Annotated in this window: 16 protein-coding genes; 3 read left to right on the top strand and 13 right to left on the bottom strand. The window is 69.6% G+C overall.

Features of this window, described 5'->3' with window-relative positions:
• Positions 1 to 116: 116 nt before the first annotated feature.
• From VFQ84_RS13945 to VFQ84_RS11510, 6 genes are all read right to left on the bottom strand, one after another.
• Positions 117 to 392, bottom strand: a complete 276-nt coding sequence (locus VFQ84_RS13945; RefSeq protein ID WP_414637040.1) for a DUF6869 domain-containing protein — start codon at positions 390 to 392, stop codon at positions 117 to 119.
• 892 nt (positions 393 to 1,284) lie between these two features.
• Positions 1,285 to 1,701, bottom strand: coding sequence for a hypothetical protein (locus VFQ84_RS11530; protein WP_325131779.1), 417 nt, complete (start codon positions 1,699 to 1,701; stop codon positions 1,285 to 1,287).
• Between the two features lie 63 nt (positions 1,702 to 1,764).
• Entirely contained in the window at positions 1,765 to 2,127 is a 363-nt protein-coding gene (locus VFQ84_RS11525) for a VOC family protein (RefSeq protein ID WP_325131778.1), read from the bottom strand.
• A 67-nt stretch (positions 2,128 to 2,194) separates the two neighbouring features.
• Positions 2,195 to 2,521 carry a hypothetical protein gene (locus tag VFQ84_RS11520; RefSeq protein ID WP_325131777.1) on the bottom strand — a complete coding sequence of 109 codons (327 nt, stop codon included), beginning with the start codon at positions 2,519 to 2,521 and terminating at the stop codon, positions 2,195 to 2,197.
• Positions 2,522 to 3,042: 521 nt separating this feature from the next.
• Positions 3,043 to 3,564 (bottom strand): hypothetical protein, encoded by a 522-nt coding sequence (locus tag VFQ84_RS11515; RefSeq protein WP_325131776.1) that lies wholly within the window; start codon positions 3,562 to 3,564, stop codon positions 3,043 to 3,045.
• A 55-nt stretch (positions 3,565 to 3,619) separates the two neighbouring features.
• Positions 3,620 to 5,380, bottom strand: a complete 1,761-nt coding sequence (locus VFQ84_RS11510) for an ABC transporter ATP-binding protein (protein ID WP_325131775.1) — start codon at positions 5,378 to 5,380, stop codon at positions 3,620 to 3,622.
• A gap of 63 nt (positions 5,381 to 5,443) precedes the next feature.
• Here VFQ84_RS11510 and VFQ84_RS11505 point away from each other — a divergent pair, with 63 nt between their 5' ends.
• Both VFQ84_RS11505 and VFQ84_RS11500 read left to right on the top strand, forming a co-directional pair.
• Positions 5,444 to 5,989 (top strand): pseudouridine synthase, encoded by a 546-nt coding sequence (locus VFQ84_RS11505; RefSeq protein ID WP_325131774.1) that lies wholly within the window; start codon positions 5,444 to 5,446, stop codon positions 5,987 to 5,989.
• A 14-nt stretch (positions 5,990 to 6,003) separates the two neighbouring features.
• Positions 6,004 to 6,759, top strand: coding sequence for a class I SAM-dependent methyltransferase (locus tag VFQ84_RS11500; RefSeq protein WP_325131773.1), 756 nt, complete (start codon positions 6,004 to 6,006; stop codon positions 6,757 to 6,759).
• A gap of 146 nt (positions 6,760 to 6,905) precedes the next feature.
• Here VFQ84_RS11500 and VFQ84_RS11495 read toward each other — a convergent pair whose 3' ends face one another.
• From VFQ84_RS11495 to VFQ84_RS11485, 3 genes are all read right to left on the bottom strand, one after another.
• Positions 6,906 to 7,325 (bottom strand): hypothetical protein, encoded by a 420-nt coding sequence (locus VFQ84_RS11495; RefSeq protein WP_325131772.1) that lies wholly within the window; start codon positions 7,323 to 7,325, stop codon positions 6,906 to 6,908.
• 91 nt (positions 7,326 to 7,416) lie between these two features.
• Entirely contained in the window at positions 7,417 to 9,990 is a 2,574-nt protein-coding gene (gene hrpB, locus VFQ84_RS11490; RefSeq protein ID WP_325131771.1) for an ATP-dependent helicase HrpB, read from the bottom strand.
• 9 nt (positions 9,991 to 9,999) lie between these two features.
• The gene (locus tag VFQ84_RS11485) at positions 10,000 to 11,277 is read right to left on the bottom strand and encodes a serine hydrolase domain-containing protein (protein WP_325131770.1); all 1,278 of its coding nucleotides are present in this window, start codon (positions 11,275 to 11,277) and stop codon (positions 10,000 to 10,002) included.
• Positions 11,278 to 11,354: 77 nt separating this feature from the next.
• On the opposite strand from VFQ84_RS11485, the gene VFQ84_RS11480 reads away from it, so the two are divergent.
• Positions 11,355 to 12,155 (top strand): TatD family hydrolase, encoded by an 801-nt coding sequence (locus VFQ84_RS11480; RefSeq protein WP_325131769.1) that lies wholly within the window; start codon positions 11,355 to 11,357, stop codon positions 12,153 to 12,155.
• A 53-nt stretch (positions 12,156 to 12,208) separates the two neighbouring features.
• On the opposite strand, the gene VFQ84_RS11475 is transcribed toward VFQ84_RS11480, so the two are convergent.
• The 4 genes from VFQ84_RS11475 to VFQ84_RS11460 form a co-directional block, all read right to left on the bottom strand.
• On the bottom strand, positions 12,209 to 13,018 hold the full coding sequence (locus tag VFQ84_RS11475) for a DUF2167 domain-containing protein (RefSeq protein ID WP_325131768.1): 810 nt from the start codon (positions 13,016 to 13,018) through the stop codon (positions 12,209 to 12,211).
• Between the two features lie 163 nt (positions 13,019 to 13,181).
• Positions 13,182 to 14,483 (bottom strand): hypothetical protein, encoded by a 1,302-nt coding sequence (locus VFQ84_RS11470; protein WP_325131767.1) that lies wholly within the window; start codon positions 14,481 to 14,483, stop codon positions 13,182 to 13,184.
• A gap of 52 nt (positions 14,484 to 14,535) precedes the next feature.
• Positions 14,536 to 15,648 carry an OmpA family protein gene (locus VFQ84_RS11465; RefSeq protein WP_325131766.1) on the bottom strand — a complete coding sequence of 371 codons (1,113 nt, stop codon included), beginning with the start codon at positions 15,646 to 15,648 and terminating at the stop codon, positions 14,536 to 14,538.
• 85 nt (positions 15,649 to 15,733) lie between these two features.
• Positions 15,734 to 16,170: hypothetical protein (locus VFQ84_RS11460; protein ID WP_325131765.1), on the bottom strand; the 437-nt coding region annotated here is incomplete at its 5' end.

Genomic DNA, 16,170 nt, shown 5'->3' with positions numbered 1-16,170 from the left:
GCAGTTCTACAACGAGCAGCGGCCACACAGCGCCCACGGCTACAAGGCCCCGGCCACCGTTCGACGGGCCTGGCTCGAGGCAGATAATATCCACCCCGGACTCACTGGCTGATTGGCTACAAGATCCGTACGCAGGTCACTCCGTGGTAGCCAATCAGGTCTTCGAGAGGGCCTGCGGCAAGCACGTCCAGCACAGCCTGTGGTGGTTCTCGAGACAGAATCTCCAGAATTGCGGCCCAACAATTCTCCGCTTCAGACGGGTCGTGAGCGTTGAGAATGAATCGCTCAACTGCCCACCAAGACTCATGCCCTGGCTTCAGTTTCCCTGGCGAGAGAGACGCCTTGATATAGGCGTCTGCCCAATCCTCAATATCGGACTGCCGTATCGACATGAGTCCTAACACCCAAGTTAAGCCGCGCCGCAGGCGTCGGCTTGAATGATTGGTTAGACACGCGTTCTAAATCGGACAGTTCATCTCGTCAACATACGTGCCGACGCGCTCGCCCTTCAGATCAAACCAAAGGTAGATATTCTGTCCGCAGCTGCCATGCATGTTGTAGGTGTTTTCGTCCCCGTAAGAGAACCAGATGCGTCTAAAGTACCTGCCTTCCGACGAAACCAAAGACTCCTCTATTAGGACAAGTGATGATTGGTCAAGAGACAAGATTGAGAACTCACTCTTGAGCTGCTCTTTCAAGTCATTCGTGGTCCAACGAACTGCCACTGTTTCGACTGGAACATCCGAGTATTTGGCCGGAATTGATGCCGGCTCAACCTTGACCGGAAGCTCAAGTGGAACTGGTGCGGGCTTGGTGGGCGTCGAGGCGCATGCGGATAGCGCTGCAGCCAGAGCCGCTGACGGTAGTGATTTTAGGAGCCGAGTGTGCATGTCTAACACCTTTGTTAAGCCTGGCCGCGAAGCGGCGTCGGCTTGAATGAATTGTTAGAACTCACCTGCCTCACCGCAATCAGGGCCAGAGGAACACTCAGCCCAGCGGACGGTACCGAGCCCTGGCCCATTGCTGCTGTCTTGCTCACGATCAAGCGAAACGCATGCTTCTGTGCGCACCGTACGACTGCTGATGTAGTCGGAAGACTTGAGCCACTCACCCGTAAAGTCTGACTCGTCAGAAACCTGGACGCAGTGCGAAAAGCCTGACTTGCCGCATCCGAAAAGCGCGAGCGATACCACAAAAAGGCAATCCCTCAATCGCCACTGTTGCTGCATGTGAGTTCTAACAACTAAGTTAAGCCGCGCCGAAGGCGTCGGCTTGAATGATTGGTTAGGCGCGACCGCCACGTTGCTCGGACCACGCCTGCCAGTAATTGCAGCTTGCCTCATCAAGAGCCTGTACCGAAATGGTCTGGCCAGTATCCAAACCCAGTTCCAACGCTCGGTAGGCAAGTGTCAGCGTGCCCAGAGTTGTATATATCACCAGGGGCACCTCACTGACGATGCTGAGTAGCTCAGGGGTGCGTCCCGCGATCTCACGGGGATCTTCCAGCACAGCACCATCGTGACCCTCCAGTCTGAAGAGAGTGCAGCCCCTCAGCGTCAGCACGAAACCATCTCCGTCCGGATGAAAGGCGCTTCGAAGGTACGGAATTGAGACCAAGAGCGATACGTCCCCGGGAACGGCGCCATGGGCCTCATCCAGCGAACCGTCGTGAAGGCAACCCCAAGCCGCCGTGTTCTTCATGAAGCGCCTAACACCTTGAGTTAAGCCGCGCCGAAGGCGTCGGCTTGAATGATTGGTTAGGCGTCAAACCGACATCCCCTTGTCTTGGCCAATCCAGAGGCGATTTCCATCCGGATCTTCCATGCGGAACTCTGTCATTTCGTAGAAGGTGATGTCTAGCTCCGGGACCGAGAGTCCGGCATCTTTGGCGCGCTGATGAAAGTCTGAAACGTTCGCTGGGTAAAGGTAGAGAACTGCGACTCTTGGAATTCCCCTGTGCGAGTTGATTGATTGATCGAGCATGAGCTGGCAGTCACCACAGCGCAACATGGCCCAGCCCCACTCGTCATTCCGAGATTCCACAACGAAGCCAAGCTTCTCGTAGAAGGTGACGCTCTCCGGCATGCTCTTGACGGGCTGCATTGGAACTAGGCGCTTGAGACTCATTAGAACTCTCCTGTGACGCCAAACGCCTTGGTTAAGCCGCGCCGAAGGCGTCGGCTTGAATGATTAGTTAGGCGCGCGATGCTCGGTGCGCCTGATATGCCTCTGCGGCATCCTCGTCGATGATGACGGTAACGCTACTGTTGGGGTGCGTATTGGAGCCGTCCTGTTTGACGCCCGACACCCAGAACTCCTCTCCGGATGTCTCATCGAAGTAGTTTCCGAGGACTCCTTGACCGCCCGAGCGGGCAAGTGAACGACCGCGATAGCGAACGGACTTGCCAGACTTGGAGAAGGTAACCCAACCGATCCTGGCACGTGCACCATCCAGATCGCCTTCCTTGTTCTCGACGTACATTAGTCGACGTTTCAAGCCGCGAGTTAGTTGGTTCTTCATGGCCTAACACCTATTAGGCCCCTAACTCGAGGCGTATGCCCGTATGTTTTTCCCGTCAACTGGCTCGCGTCAAGGGAAAATTCTCTCAACAACAAGCATTTAGCGAATCCCGCTAGCGCGGCGGCTGCGCCGGAATCCCGTGTTATCCGTCATTCCAGCGCGATAACCGGTTATTGGAACGGCCGAGGGCGTGTTGCGAACAGCGAAGACGCGCATGTCCCCTACTCTGCAACGACCGGCCTGACCAAAGGTCCCGGCAAGGCGCACAGGCCGCGGTGCGGAAGCTTGTCGCAGCACGGGTTCACCACCCTGTGCCGGCGGGGTAGTCCTTGCACGCAGTCGGCTCGACGGCCTCGGCGTACCGGAAGCGCCTGCCCGCCAAGCCCGCGATCAGGGCGTCATAGCTGGCGATCGATTCGGCGTCGTCGGTGGGTGCGGGCCGGGCGTTGACCCCGACGTCCGAAGCCGAGAAGCGAAGCAGCCTTCGGCGGTTCGGTCGGGGTGCGCGGGTTTGGCGGCGGCTAGGCGTTGACGCCGAAGGTCTTGCGACGGTACTCGGTGCGCTCACGCTCACCCAGGACCACGGCCTGGGCGGGGCGGGCCAGCCCGGGCAGGAGCATCGCCTGGAAGAAGGCCGGGTCATGCATGACGTTCCACGGCAGGGCGCCGTGGCAGGCCGAGAGGAACTCCGACAGCAGGCCGGCATCGTAGTGCGTGGCGCCAACGTAACCACTCGCGGCCAGCGCCTCGGTCGGGTGCGGATCCAGGCCGGGCACGGGCGCCGCCACGCCCAGCGCCAGCCAGTCGCCCCGGTTGAGGTTGCGGCGCCAGGTCGCCGCCAGCGACACCACGCGCGCTGGCGCCAGCGGCGGCGGCCCGGAGGGAAGCGTGTCGAAGCGATCCAGGAACAGCGCGACGTAAACGACGTTGGGCATCATCAGCCCGCCCGCCTGCGCCAGGCCAAAGGCTCCGTCGGCAAGCGGCACGGCGTAGACCATGCCCGGCTGGTAGCGCGGCGGCTTGGGCGGCTTCGATTCGGGCATCGGTGTTCCTTTACGGGGAAGCATCAGCTTAGCGCCGGCAGCGGCGGCCTTCGTTTCACGCGACCTCGCCCGTCTGCAGCCGCCACAGCGCTGCATACGCGCCGCCGCGGGCCACCAGCTCATCGTGCGTGCCCGACTCCACGATGCAGCCGGCGTCGAGCACGTGGATACGGTCAGCGTGGCGCACCGTGCTCAGGCGGTGCGCGACCACCAGGGTCGTCCGTCCGCGCGCCGCGGTCGCCAGCGAATGCTGGATCGCGGCTTCGGTCTCGTTGTCCACGGCCGAAGTGGCTTCGTCCAGCACCAGCACCTTCGGGTCGCGGTACAGCGCGCGCGCCAGGGCGATGCGCTGGCGCTGGCCCCCGGAGAGCTGGCTGCCGCGCTGGCCGACCGGGCTGTCGTAGCCCTGCGGCAGCGCGGCGATGAAGGCATGCGCCTCGGCGGCGCGGGCGGCCGCTTCCACGCGGGCGCGGTCGACCCCGCGCTCGCCATAGGCGATGTTGTCGGCCACGGTGCCGTCGGTCAGGAACGGCTCCTGCGACACGTAGCCCACCGCGCGACGCAAGGCAGCCGGGTCGAGCGCGGCGAGGTCGGCGCCGTCGAACAGGATGCGGCCGCGGGCGGGATCGATGAAGCGCAGCAGCAGCTTCAGCAGCGTGCTCTTGCCGCCGCCAGTGCCGCCGACCAGGGCCACGGTGGCGCCGGCGGGCACGACCAGGTCGACCGCGTGCAGGGCGACGCGGCCGTCGTAGTCGTGGCCCACGCCCTCGAAGCGCAGCTCGCCGCGCGCCCCGTCGGGCAGGGGCGCCTGGCCGCGCACCGGCACCGGCGTGTCCAGCAGGTCCATCACGCGGTTCACCGAGGCCATCGCGCGCTGGTACAGGTCGGTCATGTCGGCCAGGCGGGTCAGCGGCCACAGCAGGCGCTGGGTCAGGTAGACCAGGGCCGAATAGCTGCCCACGCCCAGTTCGCCGCGCAGGGTCAGCATGCCGCCGTAAAGCAGGGTGGCGACGAAGCCGGCCAGGATGGCCATGCGGATCACCGGCGTGATGGCGGCCGAGAAGCGGATGGCCTCGGCATTGCGCTCGCGGAAGCCGTCCGAGGCCTGCCGCAGGTGCTCGGCCTCGAAGGCCTCGGCGGTATAGGCCTGGATGGTGGCCATGCCGGCCAGGTTGTTGTCCAGGCGCGCCGACACCGTGGCCGCGGCCTCGCGCGCGGCGGCGTAGCGCGGGGCCAGGCGCTTCTGGAACCAGAAGGCGCCGATCAGGATCAGCGGGATCGGCAGCATCGCCAGCGCCGCCAGGTCGGCGGTGAGCACGAAGAACACGGCGCCGACCAGCAGCGACGACACCACCACCTGGATCAGGTCGTTGGCGCCGGTGTTGAGGAAGCGCTCGATCTGGTTCACGTCCTCGTTCATCAGCGCCATCAGCCGGCCGCTGCGCTCGCGCTCGATGGTGGCCGGCGGCAGCGCCTGCACGTGGCCGTAGGCGGCCTGCCGCAGCGCGTGCTGCAGGTCCTGGGCCAGGCCCCGCCACTTGAGCGCATACAGGTACTCGAACACGGACTCCGCCACCCACACCAGCACCGTCAGCGCCACCAGGGCGTAGAGCTGGTGCAGCGGGTCGGGCAGGCCGAAGCCGGCCATGAACGAGTCCTCCTGGTTCACCACCACGTCCACGGCCACGCCGATCAGCAGCTCGGGCAGGACGTCGAAGATCTTGTTGAGCACCGAGTACACCGTGGCCAGCACGGCGTTGCGCCGCTGGTGCCGGGCAAAGCCGGCCAGGCGGCGGAGGGGGTGGGTCGCGGGCATGCGCTCTCCGGGGATTCAGGGGTGGGACGGGCGCTCAGTGTCCCACGGGGCTACACTGGGCCGATGCTGATCGCCTTCAACAAACCTTACGGCGTGCTCTGTCAGTTCACCGACAAGACGGTGCCCCCGCGTCCGACCCTGGCCGGCTACTCGCTGCCGCCGGACGTGTACGCGGCGGGCCGGCTGGACCAGGACTCGGAAGGCCTGCTGCTGATGTCCGACGACGGTCCGCTGATCGCCCGCATCAGCTCGCCCAAGTTCCACTGGCCCAAGACCTACCTGGTGCAGGTCGAAGGCGTGGCCGGCGACGAGCACCTGGCCCAGCTGCGCAGCGGCGTCACCCTGGCCGACGGCGTCACCCGCCCGGCCAAGGCGCAGGTGCTGATCGGCGCGCCCGACTGGCTGTGGCCGCGCAATCCGCCGGTACGGCACCGCAAGACCGTGCCCGACAGCTGGATCGAGCTGACCATCACCGAGGGCAAGAACCGCCAGGTGCGGCGCATGGTCGCCGCCGTCGGCCTGCCCTGCCTGCGCCTGCTGCGCATCGCCGTCGGACCGCACCGGCTCGAGGGGCTGGCGCCCGGGAAGTGGCGCGAACTCACCCAGTAACCCAGGAGCGCGGCATGGCCTTCCAGGACCATTTCTCCGGACACGCCACCGACTACGCCCGCGCCCGCCCGACCTATCCGCACGCGCTGTTCGCCTGGATCTCCGACCAGTGCCAGCACCATGACCTGGCCTGGGACGTGGGCTGCGGCAATGGCCAGGCCAGCCTGGCCCTGGTGCACCACTTCCAGCGCGTGCACGCCAGCGACCCCAGCGAAGCGCAGATCGCCGCCGCCCCGTCCGACCCGCGCGTGACCTGGCGGGTGGAGCCGGCCGAACACAGCGCGCTGCGCAGCCACAGCGTCGACCTGGTCACCGCGGCGCAGGCTTACCACTGGTTCAACCAGGAGCGCTTCTGCACCGAGGCGCTGCGCGTGCTGCGCCCCGGCGGCGTGATCGCGGTCTGGTGCTACGGCCGCACCCGGGTGGACCGGGGCGTGGACGAGGTCTTCGACCAGCTCTACGGCGAGCGGCTGGGGCCGTACTGGCCGCCGGAACGTCGCCACGTGGACGACGGCTACCGGCACCTGCCGTTCCCGTTCGAGGCGGTGGGCGACCCGCCGCACTTCGAGATGACCGCCGACTGGGACCTGGCGCAGTACCTGGACTACCTGCGCACCTGGTCGAGCAGCCAGCGCTTCCTGAAGGAAACCGGGCGCGATGCGGTGTCGGAATTCGGCCCGGCGTTCGCCGCAGCCTGGGGCGATGCGGGACGGCGGCGCGAAGTGCGCTGGCCGCTGTCGATGCGGATCGGACGCAGCCCCGAAGCCTGACGGCTCACCATCGCGGCCGGGGCACCACGCTTAAGCCAGACCCCTCACTGTAGGAGGGCCTTCAGGCCCGAATCTTTTCTCCGCGAAGCTTCGTGCTTGAAGGATTCGGCGAAAGGATTCGGGCCTGAAGGCCCTCTTACAACGGCTTACTTCTTGGCGGCAGCTTTCTTCGCGGGGGCTTTCTTGGCCGCGGCCTTCTTGGCCGGCGCCTTCTTCGCAGCCGCCTTCTTGGCCGGTGCGGTGGCCTTCTTCGCGGCGACCTGCTTGCTCGCCTTCTTGGCGGCGGGCTTGGCGGCCGCGGCTTTCTTCTTCTTGTTGACCATGTAGGCTGCGGCACCGACGGCGGCCAGGGTCGCCGCAGCGACGGCCGCACCGACCGGATGCTTGCGCACGGTCTTGACCGCGGCCGAGCCGCCCTTCTTCACCGCGGCCAGGCCGGCGCCGGCGCCGACCAGGGCGCTGGCCTTGCTGGCGAGGTCGGAATTCTTCCAGGCCTTCTTGGCCATCGCGCTGCCGTCGTTCAACTTGGCCAGCGCGGTCGAAACGATCTTGTTCGTCTTGCTCATGGCGGGTCTCCGTGGGATGGGCGCGTTACTCGCGGTTGCCGGTACAGCCTACCGCTAAAACCATGAACGGCGCATCGCGCCTCGGCAGGCCTCAGGTGCCGCGCGGCTTGGCGCGGTGGGTGGCGGTGGCGGTCCAGGGATCGTCCGGCCAGGGGTGGCGCGGGTAGCGGCCCTTCATTTCCTTGCGCACTTCCGGGTAGGTGTTGGCCCAGAAGCTGCGCAGGTCCTGGGTCACCTGCAGCGGTTTGCCGCCAGGCGACAGCAGGTGCAGGGTCAGCGGCACGCGGCCGTCGGCCACGCGCGGGGTGTCGGCCAGGCCGAACAGTTCCTGCAGCTTCACCGCCAGCACCGGCGGGCGGCCGTGTTCGTAATCGATGCCGCGCTCCATGCCCGAGGGCACCGTGATGCGGCGCGGGGCCAGGCTGTCGAGCTTCTGCCGCAGCGACCAGTCCAGCCGGCCGCGCAGGGCTTCGCCCAGGCTGTCCTCGTCGAGCGCGTCGAGCCGGGTCTTGCCGGTGAAGGCGGGCTTGAGCCACTGCTCGCGGCTGGCCAGCAGGGCCTCGTCGGACAGGTCGGGCAGGCCCAGCTCGGGCAGCCAGTCGCGCAGGCAGCGCACGCGCTCGCGCCACTGGCGCAGGCCCTCGGTCCAGGGCAGCGCGTCCAGGCCCAGTTCGCCGACCGCGTCGCTGAGCGCCTGCGCCGCCTGCGCCGGATCGGGCCGACCGGCCGGCTTGCTCTCGAGCGTGATGCGGTCGAAGCGGCGCTCGCGGCGCGCGACCAGGGCGCGCGCGGTGCCGTCCCAGCGGACCACGTCGCCTTCGAAGAAGCGTTCGGGGAAGTCGCGCTGCAGCCGGGCTTCGTCCACCGGCACGCCGCGCAGCACCAGCGAGTCCTTGGCCTCGAAGCGCAGTTCGCTGGCCACGATCCAGGGTTCACCGAACAGCGCGCTGTCGTCGAAGATCCGCGCCATGCGGCCGTTGGCCAGCTGGTAGCGGCGCGGTTCACCCGGGTGCTGGCGGGCGATGCGGTCGGGGAAGGCGTGCGCCAGCAGGTCGCCGAGCAGATGCGCGGGCGCGTCTTCGGGCGGGTTCGCGTCGACGCGCAGGCGGCGGCGCCACTGCTTCGCGGCGGCGTCGATGGCGGCGAGCGCGCCGCGGCTCGCGTCGGGGCCGACACGGCCCTTCCGGAACGCGGCCAGCGCCTGCCAGCGGCTGGCGAGGCCGTCGCTGCGACTGCGCAGCGGATCGCGCGCCTCCACCAGCGCGGCCAGGTCGCAGGCCAGCGCACGCTCGGCCGGATCCCGCGGCGCTTTCAGCATCGCGGCCAGGCGCGGGTGCGTGCCCAGCGCCATCAGCGCGCGGCCGAAGGGGGTGATGCGCTGGGTGTCGTCGAGCGCGCCCAGCCGCTGCAGCAGCTCGCGCGCGGCGGCCAGCGGACCGGGCGGCGGCGTATCGACGAAGCGCAGGTCAACGCTGCCCCAGGCCGCGAGCTCCAGCGCCAGGCCGGCCAGTTCGACCTGGGCGATCTCGGGCGTGCGCATCGGTTCGAGCCGCTGCGACTGCGGCCACAGGCGGTAGGCCCAGCCTTCCGCGACACGGCCGGCGCGGCCGGCGCGCTGGTCGGCCGAAGCCTGTGAGATGGCGACCGTGTCGAGACGCGAGAAGCCGGAGTTGGGCTCGTAGCGCGGCTCGCGCGCCAGGCCGGCGTCGATCACCACGCGCACGCCGGGCAGGGTGACCGAGCTTTCGGCGACGTTGGTGGCGAGGATGATGCGGCGGCGGCCGGCGGGGTCGGGGTTGAGGGCGGCGGATTGGGCTTCCAGGGGGAGGTCGCCATGAAGAGGCAGGATGGCGAGAGCGGCCCCCTCTCCCCGGCCCTCTCCCACAAGGGGAGAGGGAGTTGATAGCCCCTCTCCCCTTGCGGGAGAGGGGTTGGGGAGAGGGGAATCCCCAAGCACGCGCAACGCCTCCCCGATCTCCCGCTGCCCCGGCAGGAACACCAGCACATCCCCCGGATGCTTCGCCAACGCCTCCCCCACGCAACGCTTGAGCTGCGCCATCAACGCCTCGTCCCGCCGCGCCGGGAAATGCGCCACGGTGACCGGAAAACTGCGCCCGGCACTGGTCAGCCGCGGCGCATCGAGGAACCTCGCCAGCTTTTCGCCGTCGAGCGTGGCCGACATCACCACGATCCGCAGGTCCTCGCGCAGCTGCGACTGCACGTCCAGCGCCAGCGCCAGGCCGAGGTCGCCGGCGAGGTGGCGTTCGTGGAATTCATCGAAGACGATCGCGGCCACGCCCTCCAGCGTCGGATCGTCCTGGATCATCCGGGTGAGGATGCCTTCGGTGACGACCTCGATCCGCGTGCGCGCGCCGACCTTGGCTTCGAAGCGGATGCGGTAGCCGACGGTCTCGCCCGGCGTCTCGCCCAGCTGGCGCGCCATGAAGCCGGCGGCGGCGCGCGCGGCCACGCGGCGCGGTTCGAGCATCAGGATGCGGCCGTCGCCGCGCCACGGCGCCGACAGCAGCGCCAACGGCACCTGGGTGGTCTTGCCGGCGCCCGGCGGCGCCTCGAGCACCAGCCGCGGGTGCGCCTGCAGGCTGTCGAGCAGGCCCGGCAGCAGTTCGGCGATGGGGAAGTCGGGGCGGCGGGCGGCGGCATTCACCGCGCTAGGCTAGAGAGCCGGACGCCCCGCGTCGAGCCGCGCGGCATCCTGCCCCGGTGACCGGGTTGCTCGGGGTCGCGCGCCCGGTCGACGATCCGAGCGGCGCGTTGTCCTGGCCTCGACGCGGTCCGCGGGTACAGCCATGGAAGGGCCACGCCGCGCTGGCGCGATGCCGCTCGAGCCTTCCGGACGCGAGCCCCCCGTCTCGGGCTTCGGCACCGACTGCGTGCTCCGGCGGAAGTCGAGCTGCTGCAGCGCCAGCTGTTCGATCGCGGTCAGGTCGTCGCGCATCGCCGAGCCGTTGCCGCGCACCAGCAGCACGCCGTTGCTGCCCTGGCGCCAGTCCACCCAGGGCGTGAAGCCGAAGGCGCCGGGACTGGAGACGCGCAGCGTGTGGCCGGCCGCGTCCTTGGCTTCCACCCACTGGCCGATGCCGTAGCCATAGCCGATGCCACCGTCCGGGGCGTAGTACACCGGCAGTCCGGCGGCGCGGTCGATCGCCATGGCTGCGATCGTGTCCTCGCGCAGGTAGCGGGCCTCGCCGTGGCGGCCGGTGGCCAGCACCATGTCCACCACCCGGGCGTAGTCATCCCGCGTGGCGCGGGCGCCGCCGGCGATGCGCGGATTCGGGGTCGGCACGTAGCCGGGCAGGAGCGAACTGGTGCTCCAGTCGGTGCCGGTCAGCCCGAGCGGCTGCACCACTTCGGCCAGGAACAGCGTGTCCCAGTCCTCGCCGGTGGCGCGTTCGGCCATCGCGCCCGCCACCTGCATCGAATTGCCGCCGTAGGCGAAGCCGGTGCCCGGCGCGTAGACCAGCGGGATGGCCAGGATCTGCGCGGCGCAGGCCTGCAGCGTGGTCTGCCGGACCGACAGGCAGGGCGCGTCGTCCACGTCCATGCCGGCGGTGTGCGAGAACAGTTGCGCCAGCGTGATCGGACGCATCGCCGGCGCGGCTTCGGGGAAGTAGTCGCCGACGCGGCTGTCCCAGGCCAGCGTGCCCCGCTCCACGAGCCGCCCCAGCACCAGGGCCGACAGCCACTTGCTGGCCGAGGCGATGGCCACGCGCTCGTCGCCGCGGTAGCTGCCGAAGGTTTCGAGCATCACGACCTGCCCGCCCTCGCGGGCCAGGCGCAGCGAGGCGCCGTCGAGCCGGTAGTCCGCCACCAGCGCCCGCATCGCGGCCTGCACCGGCGCCAGGTCGTAGGCCGGCCGCGCGGCGCCGACGCCGGGCAGCAGGCCGCCGAGGACCAGGGTGAACGTGAAAGCGAGCCAGCCGGATCTGTTCATGCCCGCCAGAACGCGGCCCGCGACCCGCGGTTGACGGCCGACGGCTAGAATCGTGCCCTTCCCGACAGGACCCGTTCATGGACTTGATCGACATCGGCGCCAACCTGGGCCACGAAAGCTTCGACGCCGACCTCGACGCCGTGCTGCAGCGCGCGGTGCTGGCCGGCGTGTCGCGGCTGGTGGTCACCGGCGCCAGCCGCGCCGGCGCGGTGCGGGCGCTCGAGCTGGCCAAGGCGCACCCGGGCCTGCTCTGGGCCACCGCCGGCATCCACCCGCACCATGCCACCGAGTGCACGGCCGAAGGCATCGCGGAGCTGCGCGCGCTGCAGGCCGAACCCGAGGTGGTCGCCGCGGGCGAATGCGGCCTGGACTACCACCGCGATTTCTCGCCGCGGCCGGCGCAGCGCCTGGCCTTCGAGCGCCAGCTCGAGCTGGCGGCGGAATCGAAGCTGCCGCTGTTCCTGCACCAGCGCGACGCGCACGCCGACTTCATGGCGATCATGAAGGCCTTCGAGGGCCAGCTGGGCCCGGTGGTGGTGCACTGCTTCACCGGCACCCGCGCCGAATGCTTCGATTACCTCGACCAGGACTGGCACATCGGCATCACCGGCTGGCTCTGCGACGAGCGCCGCGGCCAGCACCTGCGCGAGTTCGTGAAGGACATCCCCGCGCACCGGCTGATGGTCGAGACCGACGCGCCCTACCTGCTGCCGCGCACGGTGAAGCCGATGCCCAGCCACCGCCGCAACGAGCCGATGTACCTGGCGCACATCGTCGAGGAACTGGCGCGCGACCGCGGCGAGGACGTGGCCACCACCGCGGCGGCCACCACCGCGACCGCGGCGGCGTTCTTCGGGCTTCCGGTAGCCGCCCGCTAGGCGGGGGGGCCGCCCCGGGCCCGCGGACAAGGCCGCGGGCCGGGATTCGGCGCTCAGGCGGCGTTGCCGCCTTCGTCCTTGGACTTGCCGCCCAGCTTCCGCACCACCGACACCAGGCCGACGGCGGCGATCAACACCAGCTTCCAGCCCTTGGCCAGCAGCAGGCCGATCTTGGCCAGCAGGCCGGTCTTCGCGGCCAGTCCGCCGCCGACCAGGGCCGCCAGGCCGTAGGCCGCGGTGCGGTCGGTGTCGGCGTTGAAGTCGGCGTAGCGGTGGCCTTCCTCGAACTCGGCCATCGCCAGCACGTCGTTCATGCCGTCGTTGACGCGGTCGAGGTCGGCGATGCCCGCGATCGCGCTCATGCTCAGGTAGCCCTGGCGGCCGAGCACGCGGATGTCGTAGTTCAGCGTGCCGCCTTCGCTGCCTTCGAACTGCAGGTGCTTGGCCCAGTGCAGGCGCTTGCTGGTCGCGTCATAGCGCGGCGGCTGGGCCCAGCCAATCAGCTCGGCGGTGGGATAGCCGGCCTCGCGGCGCGCCGGGTTGGCATCGCGGGTCTCGGCCTGCATGTCGGCCAGCAGCTCGGCATAGTCGATTTCGGCGGCATCGGCATCGGTGACGTGGCCGTCGTCGCTCCAGGTCAGGATCACGGCCCAGCTGTGCTCGCTGTCGAGGCCGTCGGCGGTCGGCACCAGCATGCCCAGCACGCTGTCGTCCTCGGGATTGCCCCAGAACTCCTCGAGCACCCGGCGCGCATCGGCCTTGCCCAGGTAGCGGAAGCCCTCGGTCAGGCGCAGCCGGGCATGGGCCTCGGGAACCTGCACTTCACCCTGCTGGAAGCTCAGCGAGTCGATGAACGCGGTCACGGGATCTTTTTCCAATGCCTGCGCGTGCGCCCAGCCGGACACCATCACCAACACCGCCCCTGCGGCACCCCAAAGCCATTTCGACATCATGATTCCCCTGTCGCCGCGGGACGCGGCGGCGACAGTGTTGGTCGGCCGGCCGATCGATGCAAGCGCGCGAGAATCATTCTTCGCCTACCGGCAGGCCGTGGCGGCGGCCGAAGTCCAGCGCCTGGCGGCGCATGCCTTCGTCGAGCGCCTTCATGCGCTCGCGGTGGAACTTGCGGCAGTCGCTGCCGGCGCGGCCGGACGGGCAGGCATCCAGCGCTTCGCGGATCGCGCGGGCCTGGGCCACGAGGTCGGGCACCTGGCTTCCGATCGCCATCGCCTCGGCCAGCCCTTCGGCGGTGAACGCGGTGACGATGCGGTACAGCGAGGTGTCGCGTTCCATCCTCGCCGGCGCCAGCTCGAGCAGATCGACCACCAGGTCGCCGCCGTCGATATCGCCGCCTTCCCAGCGCGTGCGGTGCACGGTGCGGTTGGCGCGGATGCGGAAGTCCTTCATCACTCCCACGCCCGCGCCGAGGAAGGGCATCTGGGTGGCGATCGGGCTAGGGTGGCGGCCCACCCAGACCTGCATGAAGCCATCCTCGCCCTTGCCGCGGATGCCCTGCACGTTGCCGCCGGGGCCTTCGCCCAGGGTCTGCGGCACGCGCGGAAGGGTGTCGAGGAATCGGCGGTGCAGGCGCATGTCGCGCATCCAGCCGAAGGCGGAGCCGAAGTCGTCGCCCAGCATCAGGCAGGCCTCGCCGACCTCGGCGTGCCGGCCGCAGGCCAGGGTGTCGCCGTCGGCCTGGCGCAGCACGAAGTGCAGTTCGCCGTCCGCGAAGGTGCCGGGGGGCAGCAGGTCGCCGAGGTCCGAGGCCAGGAACAGCTGGCTGTTGTCGGCGCTGTTGACGTAGTAGTTCAGCCGGTCCAGTCCGCGCGAGGAATCGACCAGCTGCAGGATGCGCAGGTCGAAGCGGTAAACGCCCAGCTCGGACTCCGGGTTGGGCGGGAAGGCGCTGTTGGCACCGAAGGTTTCCTCGATCCGGCGCCGGCGCTCGGCCAGGCGCTCCTGTTCGGCGACGTTGATGATCTCCTCGCCATGTGCGATCCAGGCGGCGTCGGTGCCGCTCTCGACCACCGGGATCGACGGCAGCTCGAACGGATCGTGCATCGGCGGCAGCGGCACGTAGGTTTCACCGACCAGGTCGCGCGCCGCATCACTGCCGGACTCGACGATCGGGATGGCCGGCGCGAACGGATCGTCGCTGGGCGGCGCGGTGACTTCGCCCGCGGCGCGGGCGGCGTCGCTGCCCGACGCCACCACGTCGATCGGCGGCGACGGCGGTCCGTCGCCCCAGGGCATCGCACCGGACGCCGCCAGCACGCTGCCGGCGATCACCGCGGCCACGCCGATGGCCACCCAGCCGCGCGCGTTCACGGCAGGCCCCGGCCGGGCCGCGTCGGCCACCGGCGGCGGGCGGTGCGCGGGGTCATGGCTTCACCAGTTCGACGCGGCGGTTGAGCGCGCGGCCGGCCTCGCTGTCGTTCGCCGCCACCGGCTCGGTTTCGCCCGCGCCGCGGGCCTTGAGCCGGCGATCGGCGACGCCGTGGTCGATCACCAGCGCGGCGCGCACGGCCAGGGCGCGCGCCTCGCTCAGGCGCAGGTTGACGCCGTCCTCGCCGACCGCGTCGGTGTGGCCGACGATCTCGAGCTGCAGCGAGGGATCGCGGCGCATCAGTTCGGCCACTTCGGCCAGCGCGGCGCGCGACTCGGCCTTGAGCGTGGCCTTGCCGGTATCGAAGTAGATGCCGTCCAGCCGCACCTTGCCGCCTGCGGCCAGCTCGGCGGCCAGCGCGTCGGCGCTTACGCCGACCTGGCCGGTCTGCATCGCCGCGCCCTCGACCACGGTCACCCAGGTGCGCTGCTTGTTCACCATCACCGCCACGCTGACCTGGCTGGAACCGACCACGCCCTCGGCGGCGACGTAGCGGAAGTCGCCGCCGACGCCGATGTTCATGCCGGCGACGTTGTTCCAGTTGGCCTCGCGGTTACCGGTGCCGCCGCAGGCGTCGCGGCCGGCGCACTGATGGACCAGGCGAAGGCCGCGGCCGCGCAGGGCCTGTTCGTAGTTGCGCACGATCTCAAGCGTCGAGCGGCCGGACGGGTTGTTGTACAGCGTGCGGGTAACGCGGCCCTCGACGGTGCGCGCGCGCAGGTCGCCGTTGCTTTCCTTGCCGATGACGAAGTCGTAGGCGTCGAAGGCCAGCGTCTCGTCCTCGCGCACGCTGGAGCCGGCGTAGGGTTCGACCCGGAACGCGGCGCCCGGCGCGGGCTGGCCGGCGCCGGCCGGCGCGGCCACGGCGCGACCGCGGCGGTCGACGTACTCGACGTCTTCGCCGCGCGCATCGGCCTCGCGGGCGCAGCGCTCGTCGCCCAGCACGCAGCGGGTGACGCGCCGGGTCTCGCGGTCGGCGGCGCTGCGCACTTCGCTTTCGGCCGCGCGCTTGACGGTGCGCTTGAGGGAGTCGCCGAAGTCCTGGGCGGGGACGGCCAGCGGCAGGGTGGACAGGACAAGCAGGGAGAGGACGCTTCTTACGAACATACCGATGATCTCGCGGGACGCCTGCGCACACAGGCCTTGTCCTCCCCTACGCAACGGCGGTCACAGCCGTGCCACGCGCCGCCGCTCAGTCGCCTCCGGCCGCCGCGATCCGGGCGCCCAGCGCGTCGCGGCGGGCGAGGTCGCGGGCATCGCCCGGCGGCAGGTGCGGGTCTTCCGCACGCGACCTGGCCAGCGCCTCCCGCGCCGCCGCCAGGTCCCCCGCGGCGAACCGGCACTCGGCCTCGGCCTCGGCCACGAGGGCGTGCCGGGCGCGATCGGGCCACACGCCCTCCGCGAGCCGTGCCCGCGCACGCGCGGCCAGGGCGCCGCCTTCGGTGGCGGCGCCGGTGCGGCACTGGGCGATCGCGACATAGGCCTCCGCCTGCAGCGCGGAATCGGCGAAGGCGCCGGCTTCTTCATGGCTATCCAGGCGCGCCAGGCCCAAGGCGCCATCCCGCACGACCTCCGGCCAGCGCTCCGCCAGCACCAGGGCCTCGAGTCGGTTCAGGAGCGTGAATGCGG

Source organism: Arenimonas sp., assembly GCF_035721105.1.
Lineage (GTDB): Bacteria > Pseudomonadota > Gammaproteobacteria > Xanthomonadales > Xanthomonadaceae > Arenimonas.
This window is presented reverse-complemented; position numbering and strand designations above follow the sequence as displayed.

What these genes read in the sequence shown, in the direction of transcription:
- VFQ84_RS13945 (WP_414637040.1), bottom strand. Translation starts at nt 392, where the DNA reads ATGTCGATACGGCAGTCCGATATTGAGGATTGGGCAGACGCCTATATC.
- VFQ84_RS11530 (WP_325131779.1), bottom strand. Translation starts at nt 1,701, where the DNA reads ATGAAGAACACGGCGGCTTGGGGTTGCCTTCACGACGGTTCGCTGGAT.
- VFQ84_RS11525 (WP_325131778.1), bottom strand. Translation starts at nt 2,127, where the DNA reads ATGAGTCTCAAGCGCCTAGTTCCAATGCAGCCCGTCAAGAGCATGCCG.
- VFQ84_RS11520 (WP_325131777.1), bottom strand. Translation starts at nt 2,521, where the DNA reads ATGAAGAACCAACTAACTCGCGGCTTGAAACGTCGACTAATGTACGTC.
- VFQ84_RS11515 (WP_325131776.1), bottom strand. Translation starts at nt 3,564, where the DNA reads ATGCCCGAATCGAAGCCGCCCAAGCCGCCGCGCTACCAGCCGGGCATG.
- VFQ84_RS11510 (WP_325131775.1), bottom strand. Translation starts at nt 5,380, where the DNA reads ATGCCCGCGACCCACCCCCTCCGCCGCCTGGCCGGCTTTGCCCGGCAC.
- VFQ84_RS11505 (WP_325131774.1), top strand. Translation starts at nt 5,444, where the DNA reads ATGCTGATCGCCTTCAACAAACCTTACGGCGTGCTCTGTCAGTTCACC.
- VFQ84_RS11500 (WP_325131773.1), top strand. Translation starts at nt 6,004, where the DNA reads ATGGCCTTCCAGGACCATTTCTCCGGACACGCCACCGACTACGCCCGC.
- VFQ84_RS11495 (WP_325131772.1), bottom strand. Translation starts at nt 7,325, where the DNA reads ATGAGCAAGACGAACAAGATCGTTTCGACCGCGCTGGCCAAGTTGAAC.
- VFQ84_RS11485 (WP_325131770.1), bottom strand. Translation starts at nt 11,277, where the DNA reads ATGAACAGATCCGGCTGGCTCGCTTTCACGTTCACCCTGGTCCTCGGC.
- VFQ84_RS11480 (WP_325131769.1), top strand. Translation starts at nt 11,355, where the DNA reads ATGGACTTGATCGACATCGGCGCCAACCTGGGCCACGAAAGCTTCGAC.
- VFQ84_RS11465 (WP_325131766.1), bottom strand. Translation starts at nt 15,648, where the DNA reads ATGTTCGTAAGAAGCGTCCTCTCCCTGCTTGTCCTGTCCACCCTGCCG.